The organism is Nocardiopsis coralliicola, assembly GCF_054779695.1.
In genome coordinates this window covers 39,751-61,767 of the sequence record NZ_BAAGXT010000037.1, presented here as the reverse complement: position 1 = coordinate 61,767, position 22,017 = coordinate 39,751, and the positions used below count along the sequence as shown (strand labels likewise).

21 protein-coding genes and 1 tRNA gene are annotated in these 22,017 nt (G+C 72.7%); 10 read left to right on the top strand and 12 right to left on the bottom strand.

The annotated features are described in order from the left end of the window. The first annotated feature begins 572 nt into the window (after window positions 1-572). Complete coding sequence (locus ACYVGT_RS21350) at window positions 573-1,298, top strand: adenosylcobinamide amidohydrolase (RefSeq protein WP_460861288.1); 726 nt, start codon at window positions 573-575, stop codon at window positions 1,296-1,298. A gap of 242 nt (window positions 1,299-1,540) precedes the next feature. On the opposite strand, the gene ACYVGT_RS21345 is transcribed toward ACYVGT_RS21350, so the two are convergent. The 3 genes from ACYVGT_RS21345 to ACYVGT_RS21335 form a co-directional block, all read right to left on the bottom strand. After that, window positions 1,541-2,191 (bottom strand): vitamin K epoxide reductase family protein, encoded by a 651-nt coding sequence (locus ACYVGT_RS21345; protein WP_460861287.1) that lies wholly within the window; start codon window positions 2,189-2,191, stop codon window positions 1,541-1,543. Next, window positions 2,188-2,844: a DsbA family protein gene (locus ACYVGT_RS21340; protein ID WP_460861285.1), complete on the bottom strand. Its 657-nt coding sequence runs from the start codon at window positions 2,842-2,844 to the stop codon at window positions 2,188-2,190. The genes ACYVGT_RS21345 and ACYVGT_RS21340 overlap by 4 nt, the downstream gene beginning before the upstream one ends. Window positions 2,845-2,910: 66 nt before the next feature. Then, window positions 2,911-3,402 carry a hypothetical protein gene (locus ACYVGT_RS21335; protein ID WP_460861283.1) on the bottom strand — a complete coding sequence of 164 codons (492 nt, stop codon included), beginning with the start codon at window positions 3,400-3,402 and terminating at the stop codon, window positions 2,911-2,913. Between the two features lie 149 nt (window positions 3,403-3,551). Here ACYVGT_RS21335 and wrbA point away from each other — a divergent pair, with 149 nt between their 5' ends. Then, window positions 3,552-4,163: an NAD(P)H:quinone oxidoreductase gene (gene wrbA / locus ACYVGT_RS21330; protein WP_460861281.1), complete on the top strand. Its 612-nt coding sequence runs from the start codon at window positions 3,552-3,554 to the stop codon at window positions 4,161-4,163. 150 nt (window positions 4,164-4,313) lie between these two features. Here wrbA and ACYVGT_RS21325 read toward each other — a convergent pair whose 3' ends face one another. The 3 genes from ACYVGT_RS21325 to ACYVGT_RS21315 form a co-directional block, all read right to left on the bottom strand. Beyond that, window positions 4,314-4,895: a TetR/AcrR family transcriptional regulator gene (locus ACYVGT_RS21325; RefSeq protein WP_460861278.1), complete on the bottom strand. Its 582-nt coding sequence runs from the start codon at window positions 4,893-4,895 to the stop codon at window positions 4,314-4,316. A gap of 101 nt (window positions 4,896-4,996) precedes the next feature. Then, a complete protein-coding gene (locus ACYVGT_RS21320; RefSeq protein WP_460861276.1) occupies window positions 4,997-6,328 on the bottom strand; it encodes a cryptochrome/photolyase family protein in 1,332 nt (443 codons plus the stop codon). Window positions 6,329-6,538: 210 nt separating this feature from the next. Beyond that, on the bottom strand, window positions 6,539-6,814 hold the full coding sequence (locus tag ACYVGT_RS21315; RefSeq protein ID WP_460861273.1) for a hypothetical protein: 276 nt from the start codon (window positions 6,812-6,814) through the stop codon (window positions 6,539-6,541). A gap of 636 nt (window positions 6,815-7,450) precedes the next feature. Between ACYVGT_RS21315 and ACYVGT_RS21310 the strand changes: the two genes are divergently transcribed. Both ACYVGT_RS21310 and ACYVGT_RS21305 read left to right on the top strand, forming a co-directional pair. Then, window positions 7,451-8,782 (top strand): cytochrome P450 family protein, encoded by a 1,332-nt coding sequence (locus tag ACYVGT_RS21310; protein ID WP_460861271.1) that lies wholly within the window; start codon window positions 7,451-7,453, stop codon window positions 8,780-8,782. After that, window positions 8,674-9,891, top strand: a complete 1,218-nt coding sequence (locus ACYVGT_RS21305) for a cytochrome P450 (protein WP_460861268.1) — start codon at window positions 8,674-8,676, stop codon at window positions 9,889-9,891. The genes ACYVGT_RS21310 and ACYVGT_RS21305 overlap by 109 nt, the downstream gene beginning before the upstream one ends. Window positions 9,892-10,058: 167 nt before the next feature. On the opposite strand, the gene ACYVGT_RS21300 is transcribed toward ACYVGT_RS21305, so the two are convergent. After that, window positions 10,059-10,499: a VOC family protein gene (locus ACYVGT_RS21300; RefSeq protein WP_460861264.1), complete on the bottom strand. Its 441-nt coding sequence runs from the start codon at window positions 10,497-10,499 to the stop codon at window positions 10,059-10,061. 206 nt (window positions 10,500-10,705) lie between these two features. Then, a complete protein-coding gene (locus ACYVGT_RS21295) occupies window positions 10,706-11,518 on the bottom strand; it encodes a TetR/AcrR family transcriptional regulator C-terminal domain-containing protein (RefSeq protein WP_460861261.1) in 813 nt (270 codons plus the stop codon). A gap of 62 nt (window positions 11,519-11,580) precedes the next feature. On the opposite strand from ACYVGT_RS21295, the gene ACYVGT_RS21290 reads away from it, so the two are divergent. Further along, a complete protein-coding gene (locus ACYVGT_RS21290) occupies window positions 11,581-12,462 on the top strand; it encodes a CPBP family intramembrane glutamic endopeptidase (protein WP_460861258.1) in 882 nt (293 codons plus the stop codon). Window positions 12,463-12,546: 84 nt separating this feature from the next. On the opposite strand, the gene ACYVGT_RS21285 is transcribed toward ACYVGT_RS21290, so the two are convergent. Beyond that, window positions 12,547-13,002 (bottom strand): hypothetical protein, encoded by a 456-nt coding sequence (locus ACYVGT_RS21285; protein WP_460861256.1) that lies wholly within the window; start codon window positions 13,000-13,002, stop codon window positions 12,547-12,549. Between the two features lie 93 nt (window positions 13,003-13,095). Between ACYVGT_RS21285 and ACYVGT_RS21280 the strand changes: the two genes are divergently transcribed. The 5 genes from ACYVGT_RS21280 (at window position 13,096) to ACYVGT_RS21260 (ending at window position 17,350) form a co-directional block, all read left to right on the top strand. After that, complete coding sequence (locus ACYVGT_RS21280; protein ID WP_460861254.1) at window positions 13,096-13,830, top strand: DsbA family protein; 735 nt, start codon at window positions 13,096-13,098, stop codon at window positions 13,828-13,830. A gap of 2 nt (window positions 13,831-13,832) precedes the next feature. After that, entirely contained in the window at window positions 13,833-14,696 is an 864-nt protein-coding gene (locus ACYVGT_RS21275; RefSeq protein ID WP_460861251.1) for a cytochrome c biogenesis CcdA family protein, read from the top strand. Next, entirely contained in the window at window positions 14,680-15,933 is a 1,254-nt protein-coding gene (locus ACYVGT_RS21270) for a PQQ-binding-like beta-propeller repeat protein (protein ID WP_460861250.1), read from the top strand. Before ACYVGT_RS21275 ends, ACYVGT_RS21270 begins: the two co-directional genes overlap by 17 nt. Before the next feature lie 74 nt (window positions 15,934-16,007). After that, window positions 16,008-16,388, top strand: coding sequence for a BlaI/MecI/CopY family transcriptional regulator (locus tag ACYVGT_RS21265; RefSeq protein ID WP_460861249.1), 381 nt, complete (start codon window positions 16,008-16,010; stop codon window positions 16,386-16,388). Between the two features lie 2 nt (window positions 16,389-16,390). Then, window positions 16,391-17,350 carry a M56 family metallopeptidase gene (locus ACYVGT_RS21260; RefSeq protein ID WP_460861247.1) on the top strand — a complete coding sequence of 320 codons (960 nt, stop codon included), beginning with the start codon at window positions 16,391-16,393 and terminating at the stop codon, window positions 17,348-17,350. A gap of 378 nt (window positions 17,351-17,728) precedes the next feature. Here ACYVGT_RS21260 and ACYVGT_RS21255 read toward each other — a convergent pair. The 3 genes from ACYVGT_RS21255 to gyrA all read right to left on the bottom strand — a co-directional run bounded on the left by ACYVGT_RS21255 (window position 17,729) and on the right by gyrA (window position 21,974). After that, window positions 17,729-17,805 (bottom strand) — tRNA-Ile (locus tag ACYVGT_RS21255). A 140-nt stretch (window positions 17,806-17,945) separates the two neighbouring features. Beyond that, a complete protein-coding gene (locus ACYVGT_RS21250) occupies window positions 17,946-19,199 on the bottom strand; it encodes a DUF3566 domain-containing protein (protein WP_460861245.1) in 1,254 nt (417 codons plus the stop codon). Window positions 19,200-19,328: 129 nt separating this feature from the next. Then, window positions 19,329-21,974 carry a DNA gyrase subunit A gene (gyrA, locus tag ACYVGT_RS21245; RefSeq protein WP_460861243.1) on the bottom strand — a complete coding sequence of 882 codons (2,646 nt, stop codon included), beginning with the start codon at window positions 21,972-21,974 and terminating at the stop codon, window positions 19,329-19,331. Between the last annotated feature and the right edge of the window lie 43 nt (window positions 21,975-22,017).

Sequence of the window (22,017 nt, the reverse complement as noted above, 5' to 3'; positions counted from 1 at the left end):
GGCCAAAACAAACATGGCATCATAAAGTATTGAACACGCGCTGTTGAGTTCTCAAGAAACAACCGCTCACCGCATACAAGCCACCGAAAAACAATCTTCCGAAGCTCTTCCGCCGGGACGGCGTTTTGTTCCGCTGTTGTGTCTCCACATTAGCAGGGGCTCCGCTGCGGCGCCAAATCGGCGCTTTTTCCGCAACCCCCACCGGATCAAGCAATTCCCCGAACCGGTGTCCGCGAATTGCTGTCCGCACGAAAGTGCACACCGGAGTATGCCACGCGAAAGACAGTGCCGCGAACAAGATCAGGAAGTCATGCTCCAGAACCCAGCCCCGCCCACCCGCGCAGAGCACGGTGTGTTCGGTCCGGCTGGAAGTGAAGGACGCCGCCGCGCGGTCCCGGCCTCAAGGGCCGGCCGCTTGTGGCGACTCGAACGACTATAGCCCCCTGGTTCGGGTGCGGAGTACGGTTCGCGCGGTTGCGCGGATCACAAGTCGATCACCAGGCGCTGACGTGCGGCGATGGCGGGCGGTCCGGGCCCTCTGCGGCAGCGGAGCCCCGCAGTAGAGTCGGCGCGTGCGTATCTGGGGCTTCACGAGCAGCCGGGGCGAGATCCCCGGCGGTGTACTGCTGCGCCCGCGCGTCCACTGGCGCCGGGAGGACGGGCGCGACCTGCCCGCGCTGGTGTGGACGCCGCGCGGGACCTGGCGGATGCTGTCGTCCGGTGTTCTCGGCGGCGGCCTGGGCACCCGCTCCTTCGTGGTCAATGCACAGGTGGACGGGGACTACCGGCGCACCGATCCGGCAACCCACCTCGCCTCCCTCGCGCGCGGTGCGCGCGCCCGCGGCGCGGGGGTGGGGCTGATGACCGCCGCCGACGTCACGCGGGCCCGCCTCTCCGGCGACGGCGGGGTGGAGGCGCTGGCGACCGCCGGCGTGGGGCGCCCCACCTGGGCCGCCGACGACGAGGAGCTGGACGAGGCGCGGCTCGCCTATCCCTTGTCCGGTCCGGCACCGGGGACCGTCAACACGATCGTTGCGGTGCCCGTGCCGCTCACCGACTCCGCCCTGGTGAACCTCGTGGCGACGGTGACGGAGGCGAAGGTGCAGGCGCTGATGGAGGCGGGGTTCGCCTGTACGGGGACCGCTTCCGACGCCGTCTGCGTCGCCTGCCCGGACACCGATGCGCGCTCGGCCCCCGATCCGTTCGGGGGCCCGCGCTCGCGCTGGGGCGGGCGCGCCGCGCGCGCCGTGCGGGCGGCCGTGTTGGAGGGCGCGCTCGATGACGGCGGCGGCCGCTAGGGCGTGTTCGGCGAACACCTGTCCCGCTGCGCGTCGCCCTGGCACACCCCTCGCCGCTCTCCCCGGGGAAAGCCGCCCTGGCTTCCTCGCTCGCGGGCTGCGCGACGGGTGCACCTCAGGCACCGCTCGCTGCGAACGCCATCCACCACCCACGCCCCCGGCCGACGCGCGACGGCCTCCGCCCTGCGGGCGGAGGCCGTCTCTCTCTGATGCTGCTCCGGACGCGCGCGGAGCGGCCCTGATCAGATCAGGGTGCTCCAGTAGGTCCAGAACGCCTGTCCGATGGCGGCGATGATGAGGACGTACCAGACGGTCAGCACCACGGTGTGGTTGCGGACCAGCACCCCCGCCGGACGGCGCAGCGCCGCGGGGAGGGGGAGCCGTCCGGTGCGGATGTTGTCGAGCGTCACGTAGGTGAAGATCGGCAGCATCACCGTCCAGACCACCATGCAGTAGGGGCAGAGGGCGCTGATGGAGTAGAGGCTCTGGAAGATCAGGTAGTGCACGAAGACGACACCGAAGACGGTGCCGGCCTGCAGCCCCATCCAGAACCACCGCTGGAACGCCGCTCCCGCGAGCATCGCCGCACCGATCGCGGCCACGACCGCGAAGGCGCCGATCCCCAGCAGCGGGTTGGGGAAGCCGAAGACCTCCGCCGTCGGCGTGTCCATCACCGTCCCGCAGCTGATCACCGGGTTGATGCTGCACGTGGGCACGTACGCGCTGTCCCGCAGGCTGTTGACCTTCTCCACGGCCAGCGCGAGCGCCGCGAGCGTGCCGAGCGCACCGCCGATGAGCAGGATCCAGGGGAGCGCCCGGCCGATGATCGGCGTCGGTGCTGCTTCCCCGTCCCCGCCCTGGTCCGCCGCGTGTCCGCCCGCGGCGGCGGTCACTGGTCCATCTCCTTCTCGATCAGGTCGCCGAGCTGCTTCGCCGTGGGCTGCGACGAGGTCGGCAGCCCGTTGACGTAGATGCTCGGGGTGCCCTGGACGCCGGCCTGCATGCCGTCGTCCATGTCGGCCTGCACCCGCTGCTGGACCTCTTCGGACTCCATGTCCTCGGTGAACTGCTCCACGTCGAGGCCGAGCTCCTCGGCGTAGCCGACGAAGACGTCCGGGGTGGGCTCGGAAGCGCCGGACCACTCCTGCTGGGTCTCGAAGAGCTTGGCGTACATCTCCTCGAAGGAGTCCTGGCGGGCGGCTGCCTCGGCGGCGGCCGCAGTGGTGCGGGCGTTGACGTGCCCGTCGAGCGGGAAGTAGCGGACGACGAAGTTGATCTGGTCGCCGTAGGTGTCCCGCATCTCCTCCATCACGGGGTACTGCGCGCCGCAGGCGGGGCACTCGAAGTCGAGGTATTCGACCACGGTGACCGCGGCGTCCTCGTTGCGCTCCAGGTAGTGGCTGTCTTCGGAGACGAGCAGCTCCTGGGAGACGCGCTGCTGCTCGCCCTCGCCGCCGCCGGTCGCGGAGCGGACGATCGAGAAGACGCCGAACCCGAGGGCCAGTACGAGTAGGAGTCCGAGGGTGATGCTGAGGTTTCTGGTCATGTTCTCACCGGTGTCCGTGTCGAGCGTGTCGGAAGGAAGGGGGGTTTCGGGTTCCGTTCCGGCGCTCTAGATCCGCAGGATGCACAGCGAGGTGAGCAGGCGGACTCCGGCGGGCCGCCAGGTGGGCGCGGACACACGGGTCCCCGCGACCCGGAACGGCGGTGGCGGGGCCCACAGCGCGACGGCCAGGCCGGCGGCGAAGAGGAACATCAGTGCCAGGGCGGTGCCGGCGGAGCGGTCGAGCCCGGGCGTGGCGCCGCTGTCGGAGCCGGGATGGCTGAGGACGGCGGCCATGAGGAGCGCGGCGTCGCAGTCGTGCGCGGCCCCGGTCGCAAGCGGCGCATCGCCGCCGGCGGTTCCCTCGGGGCTCGGCGGGGCGGCGGGCGCCTCTGCCGCGGCCGCCGCGGTGACCGGTGCCGCACTCGCGGCGGACTGCTCCGCCGCGGAGGCCGCGGCGGCCAGGCAGACGATGCAGACGCAGTGCAGCGCAAGCACGACGGCCAGGGCGAGCACCCATACCGGGCGCGCCCTGCCCTCTCTGCGCAACAGTGCGGTCACGGCCGAAAGGGTACCGGTCCGCTCCGGGAAACCGATTTTGGTATGCCGAAGCTCACCGTGGACTGCGGCCCCGGCGTGCTGGAATAATCCGCGATGGGATATCTTTCCAGGAAGCAATACTCCGGCAAGACACTTGGGGGTCAACCGCCATGAGCGTGAAGCTGAGCGTCATCTACTACTCGTCCACCGGCACCATCTCGGCGATCGCGAAGGAGATCGCGGAGGTCGCGGAGAAGGAGGGCGCCGAGGTCCGCCTGCGCAAGGCCGCAGAGCTCGCGCCGGAAGCGGCGATCCAGAGCAACCCGGCGTGGGCGGCCAACATCGAGGCGACGGCGGACGTCGCCGAGGCCGCTCCCGACGACATCGTGTGGGCGGACGCGGTCGTGTTCGGCTCGCCGACGCGGTACGGCAACATCGCCGCGCAGCTGAAGCAGTTCATCGACACGCTCGGCCCGCAGTGGGCGCAGGGCCTGCTGGCCGACAAGGTCTACAGCGGCTTCACGTCCTCCTCCACCCTGCACGGGGGCCAGGAGTCGACGCTGCTCGCGCTGTCGAACAGCTTCTACCACTTCGGCGGCATCATCGTGCCGCCCGGCTACACCGACGCGTCGAAGTTCGCCGACGGCAACCCCTACGGCACCTCGCACGTCGACGGCCAGGGCAGCAACCCGGTGGACGACACCACCCGCACGGCCGCCCAGATCCAGGCCCAGCGCGTGGTCCGCGTCGCCGCCGCCCTCAAGGAGAGCGGCAGCCTCTGATCACTCCGCTGATCCCGACGGGGGCGCCGCGACCGCTGCGGCGCCCCCGTCGCGCTGTTGACCGGGTGCCCTCATCCCCATGTCGACACGGGGATATGCGGGTAGGGCGATTCGGCGGCTGCAGGCGCATTCCCGTGCGGGCGGCGGCTGCTACTCGGCGAAGAGCTGCAGCGCGGCCGCCTTGGCCGTATCGGTGGCGTGCGGTACGCCGGCGCTGGCCACCGCAACTGTGGCGCCCTCGAAGAGGATGAAGAGGAGGTCGCCGGCCGCGCCGGGGCGAGGCAGGCCCGCTTCCGCGGCGCACCCGCGGAACAGGGACCGCGTCCACTCCTTCTGTGCCCGCACGACGTCCAGCCCGGGGTGGGCGGGGTCGGTCAGCTCCACGCCAGCGTTGACCATGGCGCAGCCGCGCCGGGCCTCGTCGCCGAGCCACCCGCCGAGCGTGTCGAAGGCGGTGCCGACCCGCTCCGCTGGAGAGGTGCACCCCTCCAATCGCTCCGCCAGTGTGCCGCGCCAGCGCCGGTCCCGCGCCGCCAGGTACGCGGCGACGAGGCGGTCCTTGGAACCGAACCGGTCGTAGATCGTCTTCTTGGTGACCGCCGCTTCCTCGGCCACCCGGTCCATTCCCACCGCGTTGATGCCCTCCGCGTAGAAGAGCCGCGATGCTGCCGCCAGCACCTTGCGCGCCGCCGGAGTGAGTGTCGGCGGCAGGTCCACTGCAACGTCGTCCATGGGGACCGGCCTCCTTCCATCGCGCCCGAGTATACCGGTTGGTATAGGGAGGCGCGCTGGCGCGGATCTCCGCTCCCGGCCGGGGCCGGCGCCGCCGCGCGCTAACCCGGTTCGCCGGGCGGTTCGAGCGGCGCGGGATAGCCCGCCGGCGGCGGGTCGAGCGTCCACGGGGTGTGCACGGCACGGCCGGCGATACCGCCGAGCTCGGGGACGTAGCGCCGCACGTAGGCGCCGTCCGGGTCGAAGCGGTGGGCCTGCCGGATCAGGTTCGCCCGCCGGTTCGGCCGCGTATCGTTCCCGGTCCCCGCCACCCACTGCCAGTTGCCGTACTCGTCGGCCACGTCCCCGTCGAGCAGGAGGGTGCCGAAGTGGCGGCCGCCGCGGCGCCAGTCGATGCCGAGCCGCCGCGTCAGGTACCAGGCGGCGATCATCCGGGCGCGGTTGTGCATGAACCCCTCGTGCCGGAGCTGGCGCATGCCCGCGTCGACGATGGGGACGCCGGTGCGCCCTTCGCACCACGCGGCGAACGCCTCGGGGTCGTCCCGCCACGTCTGGCCGCGGGGCCGGTAGTCGTCGTCGGCGATCGACCGGACGGCGGCTGTGACCTGGTGGTGGAAGTCGCGCCAGGCGAGTTGGCGGACATACGGCGCACCGCCCTCCCGCTGCCGGGCGGCAGCGGCGAGTTCGAGCGGGGAGAGGCAGCCGAACCGGAGGTCGGCGCTGAGCCGCGAGGTCGCGTCCGCCGCGAGCAGGTCGCGCGCTGCGTCGTAGCGGGCCAGGCCTCCGTCGAGCCACGCGGCCATCCGCCGCCGCGCCGCGGGCTCCCCTCCTTCGGGCACGGCGGGGGAGAGGATGCCGGTCCCGGTGCCGAGCTCCGGCCGGCCCGGCAGCGGGCCGCAGCGCAGTCCGCGCGGAACCGGGACGGCCTCGGGGGCCGGGAGTACGCGGCGCCAGGCGTGCTTCTCCCACGCATGCCAGTAGGGCGTGAACACCCGGTAGTGGGTCCCGCCGGAGGGGGCTACCGCGCCGGGCGGCACCACCGTGACGCCGGGCAGCCCGCGCACGCGCAGGCCGGCGGCTGCGGCGCCGCGCTCGAGGTGCTCCCGCCGCGAGCGGGCCAGCCGGCTCACGTCGTCCGAGAGGAAGACGGTCTGCGCACCGGACTCGCGGGCGGCACTGAGCACCTCGGCGACGGTGTCGCCGCGGCGGACCGCCAGGTCGCCGCCGCGCTCCCGCAGCTCTGCGCGGAGCGCGGAAAGGGCCTCGCCGAGATGGCGGTTGCGGTTGCGCGCGCTGCTCCGGAGGATCCGCGGATCCAGCACGAAGAGCGGAACCACCTCGTCCGCGCCGTCGAGCGCCGCAGCCAGCGCCGGATGGTCGTGGACGCGCAGGTCCCTGGTGAACAGGACTACGGCGCGATGTCGCTCAGCCATCCAACCCCCCGTTCCGGGAGCCCGGACGGCACCCTTCGGCCTTCCTATCGATTCGGGCCGGTCCGCGCGCGCTGATCCCGCGGAATCAGCGGAGGACGTTCAACGGCGCACAACGAGGGGAGGCCGATGGAAGCGCCGGGAAGAGCTGGGGGCCCGCCCCGGCCGTGTCCTCCGCATTCGCGGCTGGCCGGAGCGGACCCCGCGGACGGGCTACTTGCCGCCGTGGCTCCAGTTGCCGGACTCGCTGACGGTCCACTCGGACGCGACACCGTCCGGACCGGCCATGCGGTGGCCCTCGACGTAGTACACGTCGCCGTTCTCCGTCACACCGGTGTAGACCCCGTGCACGCCCGCGCCGTCCGGACCGGCCATCGTGCCGCCCGTCGAGAACGAGTCGGCCATCGCGGTACCGGACAGGCTGAAGGCCAGCGCGGGTGCGGCGACACCAACGGTCAGAGCCCAGGCGGCCTTCTTCGAGATGCTCACAGTCAATCCCCTTTGATTGCGGATTACCAGTCCACCAAAAAGGCGAACCGGGAAGAGGGGAACACCATTCAGCGCCCCCTCGATCGCAGTCTTCCAGTGAATTTTTCGAGGTCAACGCAGCGATCGGTGACGATTATCATCCAATCCTTTTCCGCGGCCGCTACGAACACGCAGCCCCTTTGGGGGCGCATTTCGGCATTCCTCCCACCGAACCGAACGCACAATACCCGCCGCCGCTGCGCACCCTTATTTTTCCCTGAACCGCCCGCACGATCGCCCCGTACGCTGAACGCACGCCTGGGCCCACTGCGAACACTGCACTGCCCACCCCGGGCTGCACGAACACTCAGACGTACATGAGCAATCGCCGAAAAATCTCAAATCATCACCGCAGCCCCCGATTGAATTCCCTATACAATCCGGACCGGACGAATCACCCTGGATACATTCATCCCCGCGGCGACCTGCAGAGAAAAATCGAACTACGCAGTCAATCCGATACGCAATCCACCGAAGACAGTGATTTTCTCTGGCACAGGGGTTGCGCCAGGGGTCGCGAATTCGCCAAAATCCCCGGCGGCGTGGAATGCGGGCCCCACCCCCCACTGGCCCGCACGGCGCAACCGGAGCACACGTATGCCCCCCATATCCCCCCACCCGCCCGATGCCGTCCGCCTGGATGACCCAGCGGTACTGGCTGACCCGCCGGCGCTCTGGGACGACCTCCTTGAGCGCTATCCCGAGGGACTCGCCCCCGTCTACCTCTCCGAGGGGGTACCGGCCTGGCTGATGCTCACGGTGGAGGTCCACCAGCAGGTTCTGCAGTCGCCGGACACGTTCGCCCGCGACGTCGTGCACTGGCGCGACTTCAACAACGGCACCATCCCCGCCGCTTCGCCGGTGCGCGCCATCTACACGCGGCGCCGCAACCTGTGGAACCGCGACGGCGCCGAGCACCGCCACTACCGCGACATCGTCGTGCGGGCGCTGGCCGGCATCTCGCAGGAGCGGGTCCTGGGCCACGTCGAAGAGGTCGTGGACCGCGTCATCGACACGTTCTGCACCGAGGGCCGGGCCGACCTGGTGACGCGCTACAGCGGGATCGTCCCGCTGCTGGTGCTCTGCCGCCTGTACGGCATGGACGCGCAGGAAGGCGTCGCCGTCTGCGCCTACCAGCGGCGGGTGTGGGACGGGGCCGGGGACGCGCTGCACGCGCACGCGCAGCTCCAGCGCCGGATGACCGACCTCATCACCCGCCGCAGGGCGGAGCCGGGCCCCGACCTCGCGTCCGCGCTCATCGCCGAAGGGCTGGACGACGAGGAGGTGCGCGACCACCTCACCTTCATCACGGCTGCGGCGCACGAACCCGCGGCGCACACCGTCGCCCACGCCCTGCGGCTGCTGCTGGACCGCAAGAGCCGGCTCGTCCAGCTGCACTCCGGGCGCACGGTCGGCGAGGCGGTCAACACGAGCCTCTGGCACTCGCCGCCGATCAACACGCTCATCGGCCGCTTCGCGGTCCACGACACCGAGGTCGGCGGATTCGCCATCGCCGCCGGCGACTGCCTGGTGCAGGGGTTCGGGCCGGCGCAGCAGGAGCTGCGGCGCAACCCGCAGCTGGACACCGACAGCAACCGCTCCTACCTCGTCTTCGGCCTCGGGCCGCACGGCTGCCCGACCTCCGGCCGCGACCTCGCCCTGACCATCGCCGAGACCGCAGTGCAGCGGATCGACCTGCGCATGCCGGACATGGTGCTCGCCGACGAGACCCGGCCGACGGGCGCCTCGGCGCTCCTCAGCGGCGTGGAATCGCTGCGCGTTGCCTTCAGCCCTACCGACCGCCGCCACGAAGGAGCCCCGTGGGAACTCAGCGCATCGCCATCGACCCCCGAGAAGCCGACCGGGCAGCGCTCACCCGCGCGCTCCACGCCGCGGGGCCGGTGGCTGAAGTGGATCTGGCCGGGATAGGGGCGTTCGCGGTCACCCACCACGAAACGCTGCGCACCGTGCTCACCGACCGCACCGACACCTTCGTGCGCGGCAACGCGCAGCAGAACTGGCGGGCGCTGCGCGAGGGCGAGGTCGAACCGTCCAGCCCGCTGGCGCGGCTGGTCGGCGGCGGGATCGGCAGCCTGCTGACCGCGCACGGAGCGGACCACGCGCGCCTGCGCAAACCCATGCAGACGCACTTCACCCGGCGCCGGGTGGAGGGGCTGCGGCCGCGGGTGGAGGAGATGGCCGCGGAGCTGCTCGACCGCGTGCCGGACTCGGGCCCGGCCGACATCAAGGCCCGGTTCGCCTGGCCGCTGACGGTCGGCGTGCTGGTGGAGCTGATGGGGCTCTCCGCGGAGGAGGCGCCTGTCCTCGGCGACATCGCGCGGCGGCTCTTCGAACTGACCGACCCCGCCGTGTTCAGCGACGCCCCCGCCTTCCTCGGCGCACTGGTGCAGCGGCGCAGGGACGACCCGTCCGACGACCTGGTCGGCGCGCTCGTCGCGGGGGACGATGCGGCGGCGCCGGAGGACCGCCTCGGCGACGCACAACTCGTCGCCAACCTCTTCCTACTCGTCGTCGCCGGGTTCGAGACCACGATGGGCACCCTGACCACCGGCGTCCGCGCGCTGCTCGACCATCCGGACCAGCTCTCCCGGGTCACCGGGGGAGAGGTGGCGTGGAGCACCGCAATCGAAGAGGTCCTGCGCCGGCACACTTCGGTCAGCCTCCTGCCGACCGTCTTCAGCGCCCGGGACACCGAACTCGCCGGTGTCGCCGTACCGGAGGGCTCACTGCTGCTGCTCGGCTACGGGCCCGCGGGCCTGGACGCCGCGGCGTGGGAGGACCCCGAGGTGTTCGATGTCGCGCGCGACACCCGCGGCCACGTCGCCTTCGGCCACGGGGCGCACCTGTGCCTGGGCGCCCCGCTGGCGCGGCTGGAGCTGGAGGTCGCGCTGCAGGCCCTGTTCACCCGCTTCCCCGATCTGGCGTTGGATCCCGGCGGCGACTCGGAGACGCCGGTGGCGAGCTGGATGATGAGCCACCCGCAGGAGCTCTGGGTGCTGCCGAAGGGCAGAAGCTGACCTGCGGACGGCGCTGCTGACGAAAGGCCCGGACACCCGGGCCGCGCAGCTCCGGAATGCGGCTCCGGCGCCGGAGCCACTAGGCTGCCCCGGCGCCGGGCCCGGCGCCCGAGGAAGGGGGGCCGGGCCCGGTGCGTCTCGATCGGCGCCGCTTCCGGAGCAGGTGTTCAGGCGCCGAACGCGGTCAGCGAGCCCGAGTCGTCAAACGCTGCGCCGGGTGCCCATGCGATCTCCCACCGGTTGCCTTCCGGGTCGGCGATGTATCCGGAGCGTCCGCCCCAGTCCCGGTCGCGCGGCTCGGCGACGGCATGGGCTCCGGCTCTGATGGCGGCGGCGAATGCGCGGTCCACATCCTGTGGACGGTCGACGTTGCAGGCGAGGGTGGTGCCCGACCACCCCGCCGGGGGCGCCGCGCCGTCCGCAGCCTCCGCCGCGAGCGCACCCACTGGGTAGAGGGCCAGAAGCACCCCGCCCAACGGGAACCCCGCCCACTTGTCGCTGCTCCCCGGCGCCTCGTCCCAGCCCAGGGCCCGGTAGAAGCGCCGCAAGGACGGCAGGTCGCGCGCGCCGAGGGTGACCACGGTCAGTCGTGCAGGGATTTCACTCATACCGCAACCCTAAGAAGCGGAGGCGGCGCGCAGGCGGTCCAGCACGGCATCCCGCGACAAGTCGACACGGCGACAGGCCGATTCGCCGACGGGGCGGCAACCGGAAACCGGCCGCTGGGGACCGGGAACCGTCCGCGCCGCGGGGTGCCGCCTCTTCCACGGCCCCCGCGCGCGAACCGAACAGGGAGGCTGCCGCCGGCCCCTTGTCACGCCCCGCGGGCGGAGACACCCGCCAGGATGAGGTCGAGGACCTGGTCGAAGTAGGTGCCCTCGACCGCGAGGACCTCGGCGCCGGAGGCGGCGGCCGCCCGGGCGCCGTCGTGGGCGGCAGCATCGCCGGCCTTCATCGCCTGCATCGTGACGGCGGCCGCTGCCGCGCCGAGGAGCTGGTTCGAGACCGCGCGGATCGCCACGGCCATCTCTTCCTCGGTGCCGCCGCGCTCGGCGAGCGCCTCGACGATGCGCCGGGAGAGCGCCACCGCGTTGGGGCCGACGAGGGGCCGCGAGCCGGCGAACTGCGCCGCCCAGCTGTGCGCGGTCAGCGCTGAGTAGAAGCGGTGCGCGGTCGCCTTGACCGCGGCGTCCCAGGGGACGTCGGGCCCCGGGAGCTCGGCCGCCGCGCCGGCGAGGATCGCGTCCACGGCCAGGTCGATCAGGTCCTCGCGCCGCTCCACGTACCAGTACAGGCTGGTCGCGTGCACGCCGAGCTCGGCGGCGACCTTGCGCATGGTCAGCGCGCCGGAGCCGTCCCGGTCGAGCAGCGCGATGACGCCCTCGACGATCCGCTCGCGGCTGAGCGCCGGCTGAGCGCGCCGGCCGCGCGCGGGCCGGTCGAAGACGCTCCCGGCGCCGTGTCCGGCCGCTTTCTTCGCGGTGCCCCGCGCGGCCTTCCGGGTGCCGGATCCGGCGGCGGGCCCGGGCTCCGCGGCGGATCCGCCGTCCGGGCTCGCGTCATTTTTCGGCGGGGCGCCCGACTCGGGGCGCTGGTCAGCGGGGTGCTCAGCTCGTGCGTCGTCCATGCGTCCCAGAATACTCGCAATCCTACGTTGTATGTCGCTATCCAACGGTGTATGTTTTCGGCATGGCCAACGACACCGCGGCTCGCCCGCAGCCCCCCGCACCCTCCGCCCCCGCGACTCCCGCCGACCCCTCCCGGACCACGGTCCTGCCGGCCCGCGGCCTCGCCCCCTACTTCCTCATCACCTTCGCCTTCTCCTGGACCGTCTGGTGGCTCGGCTCCTTCCCGCAGGCCCAGGCCCTCGGCCCGATGCCCTTCGTGGTCGTCGGCTCGTTCGGCCCGATGGTCGGCGCGGTCCTGGTGACCCTCGCCAACCACGGCCCCTCCGGCGTCGGTGCGCTGTTCCGCCGCCTCTCGCCGTTCCGCGGCGGCCTGGTGCCCTACCTGATCGGATTCCTGGTCGTCGCCGCGATCGCCGCGTCGGCGGCGGGGCCGGTCCTGCTCGAAGGCGCCGGCATCGACCAGCCCGCACTGCAGGCCGCGCTCGCAACGGCCCCGATCCAGTTCCTGGTGATCGCCCTGGCCGGCGGCGGCAACGAAGAGCTGGGCTGGCGCGGCTTCGCCCAGCCCCGCCTTCAGGGCGCCCTGCCGCCCCTAGCCGCCAACGTGGTACTCGGCCTGATCTGGGCCGTCTGGCACGCCCCGGTGTTCCACATGGCCGGCACCATGCAGTCGGAGATGTACTTCCCGGCCTACACGCTGCTCTGCGTCGCGCTCACCGTCGTCCTCGGCCACGTGTTCAACGCCTCCCGCGGCGGCGTCTTCGCCGCGGTGGTCGTGCACGCCGCCATCAACACGGTCTCCGGCCTCAAGGGCGCCGCGGTCTTCGACCCGGCAGGCCCGACCGAGGTCGCCGCGGTCGGCCTGGTCGCCCTCCTCCTCTTCGCCGTCACCAAGGGCCGCCTCGCCCCCCGCCGCCCGAACCCGCACAACGCGCCCGCCTGACCCCCGATACGCACCGACAGCGAAGGGGCCCCGCGGCTGAGCCGCGGGGCCCCTTCGCTGTGCCGCGCCATCTGCCGGGCCGGGTCAGTCCGATGCGCCGCGGAGCTGGACGGCGGGCGGCTCCGGTGCCGTGCGCAGCCGGGTCCGCACGGCGAAGGCCAGCAGGCCGAGGCCCAGCAGGGCGAGGACCGGTTGCGCGGGGGCGAACCAGTTCAGCGCACCGGCGGTCCCCACTGCGGCCAGGACCAGCGTGTTGCAGACCGGGCAGGCGATGGCGAACCAGGCGAGCAGCCCGCCGCCGAGTCCCTGGCGGCGCGGGACGGCGCACGCCCCAGCCCCGCCCGGGCCCGCGTAGGTCGCCATCAGCACGCCGCCGAGCACCGCGGTGGCAGCCCAGACCGGATAGGACCACCAGGTCGGCTCGATCTCGCGAGTGAAGAGCCCGTTGGGGATGAGGACCGCGGGGATCCCCAGGACGACCAGCAGCAGGACCGCCCCGCCGACCGCCACCGCCCACTGCCGCCGCGTCCATCTGCGCATTCCCGACTCCCTTCCACCGGGGCGGGCGGCACCCGCCGTTCTTCTATGTAGAGTAGAGGAACTTCTATTAGGGATAGAAAAGGGGGGCTTTCAGTGCGGAACACGGCGCGGCCCGATGGCGGCGGACCGCTCTGGTGGATCGTCGGGGCGGTGGTGACCGTCATCCTGGCAGTCGGAGCGGTCGGCCTGTACCGGGCCGGCGGGGAGGGCGGCGCACCTTCCGGCGGCGCGGGGCCCGCCGGCGGAGTCACACCCGAGCTGCGGGAGCTCGGTGAGACGCTGGCGCGCCGCGACGCCGAGGACCCGATGGCGCTGGGGCCGGCGGACGCCCCCGTCGTCCTCGTGGCCTACTCCGACTACCAGTGCCCGTTCTGCGCGAAGTGGGTCGCCGAGACGCAGCCCGAGCTCGTGGAGCGCTATGTCGACAAGGGCGACCTGCGCATCGAGTGGCGGGAGTTCCCCTACCTGGGCGCGGAGTCGGAACTGCTGTCGATCGGCGCCCACGCGGCGGCCGCACAGGACCGCTTCTGGGAGTACCACCGCGATGTGTACGCGGCGCAGGAGGAGCTGAAGGAGGCCGGGTCGGACCTCGAACCCCAGCTGGTCGAGCACGCCGACGGAGCGGGCCTGGACCCCGACCGGTTCCAGAGCGACCTCGGCGACCCCGAACTCGCTTCGGCCGTCGACGAGGAGTTCCGCGAAGGGCAGCAGCTCGGGGTCTCCGGGACTCCGGCGTTCTTCATCAACGGGCAGCCGGTCATGGGGGCCCAGCCGATCGGTGTCTTCACCGACGCGATCGACACCGCGCTGGCCGAGGCGGAGGGCTGACCATGGACGTCGGCTACGCCGCCGCCCTGGTCGGCGGCCTACTCGCCCTGCTGAGCCCGTGCAGCGCCCTGCTGCTGCCGTCGTTCTTCGCCTACGCCTTCCGCGACCCCGGGCGCCTGCTGCTGCGCACCGGCGTCTTCTTCGCCGGGCTGTGCACCACGCTCGTCCCGCTGGGGGCCGGCTCGGCCGCCGTGAGCACCCTCTTCTACGGCCACCGCGGCGCGCTCATCACCGTGGCCGGCGTGCTGATCATCGCCCTGGGCGCGGTGCAGATCCTCGGCATCGGGTTCGCCTGGGGGCCGGCGGCCCGGCTGCAGAACCGGTTCGCCGGCGGGCGCGGCGCAGCGTCGGTGTTCGGCCTGGGCGCCGTCTACGGCCTGGCCGGCTTCTGCTCCGGCCCCATCCTCGGCGCGGTGCTCACCGTGGCGGCGACCGGAACACCGGCCCGCGGGGCGCTGCTGCTCGCCTGCTACGCGCTGGGCATGGCGCTGCCCCTGTTCGGCCTGGCGCTGCTGTGGGACCGCTTCGACCTGGGCCGCAAGACGTGGCTGCGGGGGAGGAGCTTCCAGGTGGGCCGGTTCCAGGTGCACTCCGGCAACCTCGCCTCCGGGCTGATCTTCATCGGCATCGGGGTGCTCTTCCTCGCCTTCGACGGCACCGCGTCGCTGGGCGTGCCCGGGATGGGCTGGGCCGAAGAGGCCGCCTACCTCGCCCAGGGCGCCCTGCTCGGGCTGGGCCCCTACCTCGACGCCGTCCTGCTCGCGCTGGGGGCGGCGGTGGCAGCCGCGGTCGTGCTGCACCGCTGGGCGCGCCGCCGCGCGAGAGCGCAGGAGGAGGCGGAGGTGCACGATGACCGCGGCGCGTGACCGGCGGCGCCGCCTCTCCGGGCAGGCCGCCGCAGCCGCCCTGCTGCTCCTCGCCGCGGCCTGCGGGCGGGACGTCGGAGCTGCGGACGACGCCGAACCGCGGTCCGCGCCGCCGGAGGCCGCGCCCGGCGTCGAACCGTCGGCCGTCCCGCCCGCACTGCACCCCGAACCGCTCTGGCGGGCTCCGTTCTCCTCCGCGCCCAAAGCGGCCGGCGACGGCTACGTGGGCCTGGTCATGCCCGCGGAAGGCGAGCACGACCTGCGCTTCCTCGGCGTGGACGCCGACGGCACCACCCGCTGGGAGACGCCCCGCAACCCGAGCTGCACCGGGTTCGCCGTCACCCGCATCGGCGGCCGGGACCTGGTCGTGCTGCTGGACAGCGATGCCGACCCGGACCGCGGCGCGGCCGCAACCCGCACCACCGCCGCGGCCTACGACCCGGCCGACGGCACCAAGGCCTGGGGCCCGGTCGACGTGCCCGGCACGCTCACCGGGCCGGGGCTCGTCTTCGGTGCGATCGAGCACACCATCATCAGCGCGCGCAGCGGCCCGAAGCTGGCGCTGACCGCGGAGACCGGCCGCGCCGCAGCGGACGAGGAGGACGGGGACCTGGAGATCCTGCACGAGCACGGCGGGGCCCTCCTGGTGCGGGACGGCGACCGGCTGGAGGCCCGGAACACGGCGGACGGCCGCGCGCTGTGGGACAGCGGCGGCCTGCGGGTGCCGGACCCGCCGGCCGGGGCGGCACCGGTCGTCTCCTATGGCCCGCGGCCGGAGTCCGACTCCAGCGCGGCCGTGCTGCTGGAGTGGGCCGACGGCGAGCGCGGGGAGGTGTACGCCTACACGCTGCACGACCTGCGGAGCGGCGAGCAGCTCGCAGGACTGGCCGCCGGCCGCGAGCCCGTCCTGGTCGGCGACGAAGGCGGCGACCGCTCCCTCGTGCACGGCCTGGACGCCGCGGGGGAGGAGGTGCTGGCGGCCTTCGGCGGCACGGGTGCCGAGCCGCTGTGGTCCCGCGATCCCCCGGCCGGCGAGTTCCGGCTGGAGCGCATCGCCGGCGGCGCGGTCTACGGGTCGGCCGGGCCGGACACGGTCGCGCTCGAGGCCGCGACAGGCCGCGGACTGGGCTCGGGGCCGTGGTCGGCCCCGGTCGCCGCGACAGCGGACAGCGCCCTGCTGCCGGTCGAAGACCCGGGCCCGGGGGAAGTGTTCGCGGCGCTGCCGCCTGCCCGATGACCGGCCCGCAGCGCAACCGAGATCTGCTATACAGCATAGAAATAGACGCGAGCGGTGGGAGGCGCGAGGCAGCGATGGGCCGTCGGGGGCAGGAGCGTCCGGGACTGGGTCCGCTGGAGTCGGCGGTTCTGGAAGCACTGTGGTCCGCCGAGGCGGCACTGAGCGTGCGCGACGTGATCACGGCGCTTTCCGGTCGCGAGCCCGCCTACACCACCATCTCCACCGTGCTGGAGAACCTCCGCCGCAAGGGGTGGGTGGACCGGGAGCGGACCGGGCGGGTCTGGTTCTACCGCCCGCTGCACGAGCGCAGCGACTACGCGGCACGCCTCATGCACGGGGCGCTGGTCGACAGCGGTGATCCGCGCGCCACGCTGCTGCGCTTCATCGACGACATGTCCGACGCGGACGCCGCCACCCTGCGTGCCCTGCTGGCCGACGTCCCGCGGGAGGAGTAGCCGTGCTCGCTGCCCTGGTGTGGCTCGCCGCTGCCGCAGCCCTCAGCACCGCCGGGCCGGCCGCGCTGCGTGCTCTGGGCGGCGGCGCTTCGCTCGGGCCCCGCGCGATGCTCGCCGCGTGGCTGGCGGCAACGGCTGCCTGGCTCCTGTCCTGGGCCGCGTTCCTCCTGCTGGTGGCGATCGAGGCCCTCGGCCCCGGGCTCAAGGGGTTCCTCACCGCATGCGTCACTCTGGCGCAGGCGATCCACCGCAACGGCGGCGCGCTGCTGCTTCCCGTCCTCGCTGCCGCGGCCGCCGGCCTGCTGCTGCGGTTCACCTGGGTTTCCGTGCGGCGCGCGATCCGCTCTGCGCAGTGGCGCCGCAGCCACGTGAGCGGCCTGGACGCCGCCGGCCGGACCGCGGTGGTCGAAGGCCACCGGGTGCACCTGGTTCCGCGCAGCCGCCCCGAGGTCTACTGCCTCCCCGGGGACCGGGCCTGCGTCGTCGTGACCCAGGGGGCAGTGGACGCGCTCACGCCGCGGGAGCTCCGCGCGGTGCTCGCCCACGAGCGCGCCCACCTCACCGGCCGCCACCACGCCATGGTCGGCTGGGTCCGGCTGCTGAACACCGCCTTTCCCGGCGTGCCCCTCCTCGCGGCCGCCGAGGAGGAGACCGCCGTCCTGGTCGAGTGGGCCGCCGACGACCGGGCCGTCCGCGCCGCCGGCCCCGCCGCCCTCGCCCACGCCCTCGGCGCCATGGCCGGCGCGCGCACGGCCGCCCCTGAGGCGACCCTGGGCGTCCTCGGCGCCTGCCCCGTCCAGCGCGTCCGGCGCCTGCTCACTCCGCTTCCGGCCCCGCGCCACCGCACCCTCCGCAGGATCATGGCCGCAGCAGCCGTCTGCGCGGCCGCCGCGCCCCTGGTCCTCCTGCTCACCACCACCATCGCAGGCGCCGCCCTGACGCAGTGCACCTGCAGCCTCTGAGGCTGCTGCCCGGACCGTCCGGCAGTCCGGCAGCCCTGTCTCCATGGCGGCACGGCTGCATGGCGCCACGTCGACATGGCGCTCTCTCTACCTGCGGCGCACGCCTCTCGCGGAGGTCGGTGGCGGCGGAACCGTGCATGGTGCGCCACCCCGCCCGCGGTTCTCCCCCGGCCCGGAGGACGCGGACCGGCGACCCGTCCCCCGATGGCCCGCAGTAGCCGGCGGCGCTCGGCGGCCGCGGCCGAAGGGCACCGCGGGGCCAGGCGCGGTTGCGCTGCTCAGGGGCAGCAATCCAGAAAGTGCCCGGAACAGGGACCCCGGCGGCGCACGTGTGGCGCACGGGCATGAAAAAAGGCCCCCGTGTGGGAGCCTTTTCGCTGGTGGGCGTACCAGGACTTGAACCTGGGGCCTCATCCTTATCAGGGATGCGCTCTAACCGACTGAGCTATACGCCCGCGTTCCGAGTGGAACTCTACCGCATCCCGGGGGAGCGGCGAACCGGGTTGAACCGGCGGGGAGGGGGTCCCTCCGCTGCCACCAGTGTAGCGGCTGTGCGGAGGGGTTGGTCCGGCCGGCGGACCGGCCGGACCGGCTTCTACTCTGCCTCGGAGAGGGTGACGTCGATGCCGCCGACGAGGTCCGCGGCGAGGTTGTAGAGCATCGCCGAAACCGTAGCCAAGGCGGTGATCAGCACGATGTTCAGCGCGCCGATCAGACCCGTGTAGCCCAGCACCCGGGCCGGGGAGAACCAGGCGGCCGGGTTGATCGGGATCTCGCCGCCCTCGCCTTCGCCGCCCTCGGTGAGCGCCGTCAGCATGTCCGCCAGGGCGTCGAAGACACCGAGGCCGGAGAGGATCGCGTAGATCACCGCGACAGCGACGAAGAGCACGATGAAGCACACCAGCGAGATGACGAAGCTGAACTTCATCACCGACCAGGGCTCGATCCGGCTCAGGCTCAGGTGGGCCTTGCGCGCCGACTTGGCCGCGCCCACCGGCGACTGCTGCGCCGCACGGGCGGCCTCCGAGGCCGTGCCGCTCTGACCCGGCTGGTCGTGCCGCGGTATCGACATGGACGACTCCCCCTGCGCCTTGGCCCCCTTCGGGGCGCTCCCCGCCACCATGCTCGGGCCGGACCCGCTCGGACGCGACGGCGCGCTGGCCGACCCGGCGGCACCCGATGCGGCCGCGCCCGTGGCCTTCCCCGCGGTCGCCTTCGCCGAACCGGCACCGGCCGGTCCTGCCCCGGCCGCGGAGCTCTTCTCCGCCGCCGTCCCCGCTGCCCGAGTCGGGGACGTCCCGGCGCTGGGCGCTGCCGCACTGCCGCCGGGCTTCTCCGCGGGCTCCGCCTTCTCGCCGGCCTCGCCGGACGAGGCGCTGCCCGCGGTCTCGGCCTCCGCTGCATCGCCCGCCGGGGCGGTCCCCTGCTCCGCAGCCGCCGGGCCCGCCGCGGCCGAGCCCGCGCCCGCCCCGCTCTTGCTGCCCTTGGTGCTCTTCTGGCCGGACTTCCCCGAGGTCCGGCTGCCTGCTGCCCGGCTCTTGGCCCCCGTGCTCCGGCTCTTCGCCGCGGAGCCCTTGGCGCCGGAGGCCTTGGCGGCAGTGCCGGCGCCGGCGCCCTCCCCGTCTTCGGTGTCCCCGGAGCTGCTGCCGGCGCCGGGTTCCGGGGCGCTCTCGGGCGCAGCGCCGGAGGAGTCGGTGGAATCCCCGTCGGCGGACGCGTCCGCCCCGGAGCCGGCCTCCTGGGCCGCCTCGGTGCCGGACTCCTCCGCGGCCGAACCCGCAGGCGCTTCTGCGGAGGGGTCGTCCGAGGAGGTCGTCACATCTGAGTCCTGCTTCGTCTTGTCAGACATAGCCACGTTACCGCTGGACTTTCCATCGACGGGTGAAAATGTGGGCGACCGGTGCGGGGGAGGGGACCGGGAGAGGTGTGCGGAGGGGCACTCGCCCCTCCGCACACCACGGTAATAGCCGAACGGGGGTCAGGACTCCCCGCCCGAGCCGCCGGCGTCGCCGCCGGAGGCTTCCGCCCCGTCCGCATCGGGCTCAGCCGCGCTGGCGCCGACACCGCCGGCGTCCGCGGTTTCTTCGGCGGCCTCGGTGTCGGCCCCGTCGTCTTCGGGGTCGTCCGCCTCGGCGTTGCGGGCGATGGCCACCACGTGGTTGTTCTTGCCGAGGTTGACCAGCCGGACGCCCATCGTGGCGCGGCCGGACTGCTTGATCTCCGCGCTGCGGGTGCGGATCACGCCGCCCACCGAGGTGATCGCGAAGACCTCGTCCTCCTCCGGGTGGACCATGGCGGCGCCGACGAGTTCGCCGCGGGCCTCCACGACCTTGGCGGTGAGAACGCCCTTGCCGCCGCGGTTCTGCACCGGGTACTGGTCGGACGGCGTGCGCTTGGCGTAGCCGCCCGCCGTGGCGACGAGCACGTCCACCGGACCGTCGTCCTGGCGGATGGCGTCCATGCTCAGCAGGTGCGCGTCCTCGGTGAACCGCATACCGATGACACCGCTGGTCGCCCTCCCCATCGGCCGCAGCGACTCGTCCGACGCCTGGAACCTGATGGCCTGCGCGTCGCTGCTGATGAGCAGCAGGTCGTCGGTGGGGAACACCAGCCGGGCGGAGATGAGCTCGTCGTCGTCGCGGAGGTTGATCGCGATGATCCCCGCCGAGCGCGCCGAGTCGAAGTCCTGCAGCCGGGACTTCTTCACCAGGCCCTCGCGCGTGGCCAGGACCAGATACGGCGCGGCATCGTAGTCGCGCAGCGCCATGACCTGGGCGATCTCTTCGTCGGGCTGGAACTCCATCATGTTGGCGACGTGCTGGCCGCGGGCGTCGCGCGCGGCCTCCGGCAGCTCGTAGGCCTTCGTCCGGTACACGCGGCCCTTGTTCGTGAAGAACAGGATCCAGTTGTGCGTGGTGGTGACGAAGAAGTGCTGGACGATGTCGTCCTGCTTGAGCTGCGCGCCGCGCACGCCCTTGCCGCCGCGCTTCTGGGCGCGGTAGCCGTCCAGGCGGGTCCGCTTCGCGTAGCCGCCGCGGGTGATGGTGACCGCGACGTCCTCCTCGGCGATGAAGTCCTCCATCCGCATGTCGCCCTCGAAGGGGACGATCTGCGTCCGGCGGTCATTGCCGTACTTCTCGACGATCTCGCCGAGCTCCGCGCGGATGATGGAGCGCTGCCGCTCCGGCGAGGCGAGGATGTCGTTGTAGTCCTCGATCTGCGCCATGAGCTCGTCGTACTCGGCGGTGAGCTGCTGCCGCTCGAGGGCGGCCAGCTTGCGCAGCTGCATGTCGAGGATCGCCCGCGCCTGGACGTCGTCGATCTCCAGCATCTCCATCAGGCCGGTCTTCGCGGCGTCCGCGGAGGCCGACGCGCGGATGAGTGCGATGACGTCGTCGATGCGGTCGATGGCGCGCAGCAGCGCACGCAGGATGTGGGCCCGCTCCTCGGCCTTGCGCAGCAGGTAGCGGGTGCGGCGGACGATCACCTCGACCTGGTGCACGACCCAGTACCGGATGAGCTGGTCCAGCCGGAGGGTCCGCGGCACCCCGTCGACCAGGGCGAGCATGTTCGCGCCGAACGTCTCCTGCAGCTGGGTGTGCTTGTACAGGTTGTTCAGCACGACCTTCGCGACGGCGTCCCGCTTCAGGACGATGACGAGGCGCTGGCCGGTGCGGCCGCTCGTCTCGTCCTTCACGTCGGCGATGCCGCTGACCTTGCCGTCCTTGACGAGCTCGGCGATCTTCAGCGCGAGGTTGTCCGGGTTGACCTGGTAGGGCAGCTCGGTGACGACCAGCACCTGCCGGCCGCGGGAGTCCTCGTCGACCTCGACGACGGCGCGCATGGTGATGGAGCCGCGCCCGGTGCGGTAGGCCTCCTCGATGCCGCGGCGGCCGACGATCCGGCCGCTGGTCGGGAAGTCCGGGCCCTTGACCCGCTCGATGAGGGCTTCGAGAAGCTCCTCGTCCTCGGCCTCGGGGTTGTCCAGGTACCACTCGACGCCCCGCGCGACCTCGCGCAGGTTGTGCGGCGGGATGTTGGTGGCCATCCCGACCGCGATCCCGGACGAGCCGTTGACCAGCAGGTTGGGGAAGCGGGCCGGGAGGACCTCGGGCTCGGCGGACCGGCCGTCGTAGTTCGGCCGGAAGTCGACCGTGTCCTTCTCGATGTCCCGCAGCATCTCCATGGCGAGCGGCGCGAGCTTGCACTCGGTGTAGCGCATCGCCGCCGCCGGGTCGTTGCCCGGCGAGCCGAAGTTGCCGTTGCCGTCGACCAGCGGCATCCGCATCGACCACCCCTGGGCGAGGCGGACGAGGGTGTCGTAGATCGCCGAGTCGCCGTGCGGGTGGTAGTTGCCCATGACGTCGCCGACGACGCGGGCGCACTTGAAGTAGCCGCGGTCGGGGCGGTAGCCGCCGTCGTACATCGCGTAGAGGACGCGCTGGTGGACGGGCTTCAGGCCGTCGCGGACATCGGGCAGGGCGCGGCCGACGATGACCGACATCGCGTAGTCGAGGTAGCTGCGCTGCATCTCGACCTGGATGTCGACGGGCTCGACGCGCTGGGCGAGCCCGCCGCCCTCCTCCGGGGGTTCCGGCGGCTGTGGGGTATTCGCATCCGTCACTGGATGTCGAACCTTTCTGGTGAGTCCTGCAAGGCGGGCGCGG

Bases quoted from the DNA above. Each gene is read 5' to 3' on its own strand.
- ACYVGT_RS21340 (WP_460861285.1), bottom strand. From the start codon at position 2,844: ATGACCAGAAACCTCAGCATCACCCTCGGACTCCTACTCGTACTGGCC.
- wrbA (WP_460861281.1), top strand. From the start codon at position 3,552: ATGAGCGTGAAGCTGAGCGTCATCTACTACTCGTCCACCGGCACCATC.
- ACYVGT_RS21325 (WP_460861278.1), bottom strand. From the start codon at position 4,895: ATGGACGACGTTGCAGTGGACCTGCCGCCGACACTCACTCCGGCGGCG.
- ACYVGT_RS21320 (WP_460861276.1), bottom strand. From the start codon at position 6,328: ATGGCTGAGCGACATCGCGCCGTAGTCCTGTTCACCAGGGACCTGCGC.
- ACYVGT_RS21310 (WP_460861271.1), top strand. From the start codon at position 7,451: ATGCCCCCCATATCCCCCCACCCGCCCGATGCCGTCCGCCTGGATGAC.
- ACYVGT_RS21300 (WP_460861264.1), bottom strand. From the start codon at position 10,499: ATGAGTGAAATCCCTGCACGACTGACCGTGGTCACCCTCGGCGCGCGC.
- ACYVGT_RS21295 (WP_460861261.1), bottom strand. From the start codon at position 11,518: ATGGACGACGCACGAGCTGAGCACCCCGCTGACCAGCGCCCCGAGTCG.
- ACYVGT_RS21290 (WP_460861258.1), top strand. From the start codon at position 11,581: ATGGCCAACGACACCGCGGCTCGCCCGCAGCCCCCCGCACCCTCCGCC.
- ACYVGT_RS21285 (WP_460861256.1), bottom strand. From the start codon at position 13,002: ATGCGCAGATGGACGCGGCGGCAGTGGGCGGTGGCGGTCGGCGGGGCG.
- ACYVGT_RS21275 (WP_460861251.1), top strand. From the start codon at position 13,833: ATGGACGTCGGCTACGCCGCCGCCCTGGTCGGCGGCCTACTCGCCCTG.
- ACYVGT_RS21270 (WP_460861250.1), top strand. From the start codon at position 14,680: ATGACCGCGGCGCGTGACCGGCGGCGCCGCCTCTCCGGGCAGGCCGCC.
- ACYVGT_RS21265 (WP_460861249.1), top strand. From the start codon at position 16,008: ATGGGCCGTCGGGGGCAGGAGCGTCCGGGACTGGGTCCGCTGGAGTCG.
- ACYVGT_RS21250 (WP_460861245.1), bottom strand. From the start codon at position 19,199: ATGTCTGACAAGACGAAGCAGGACTCAGATGTGACGACCTCCTCGGAC.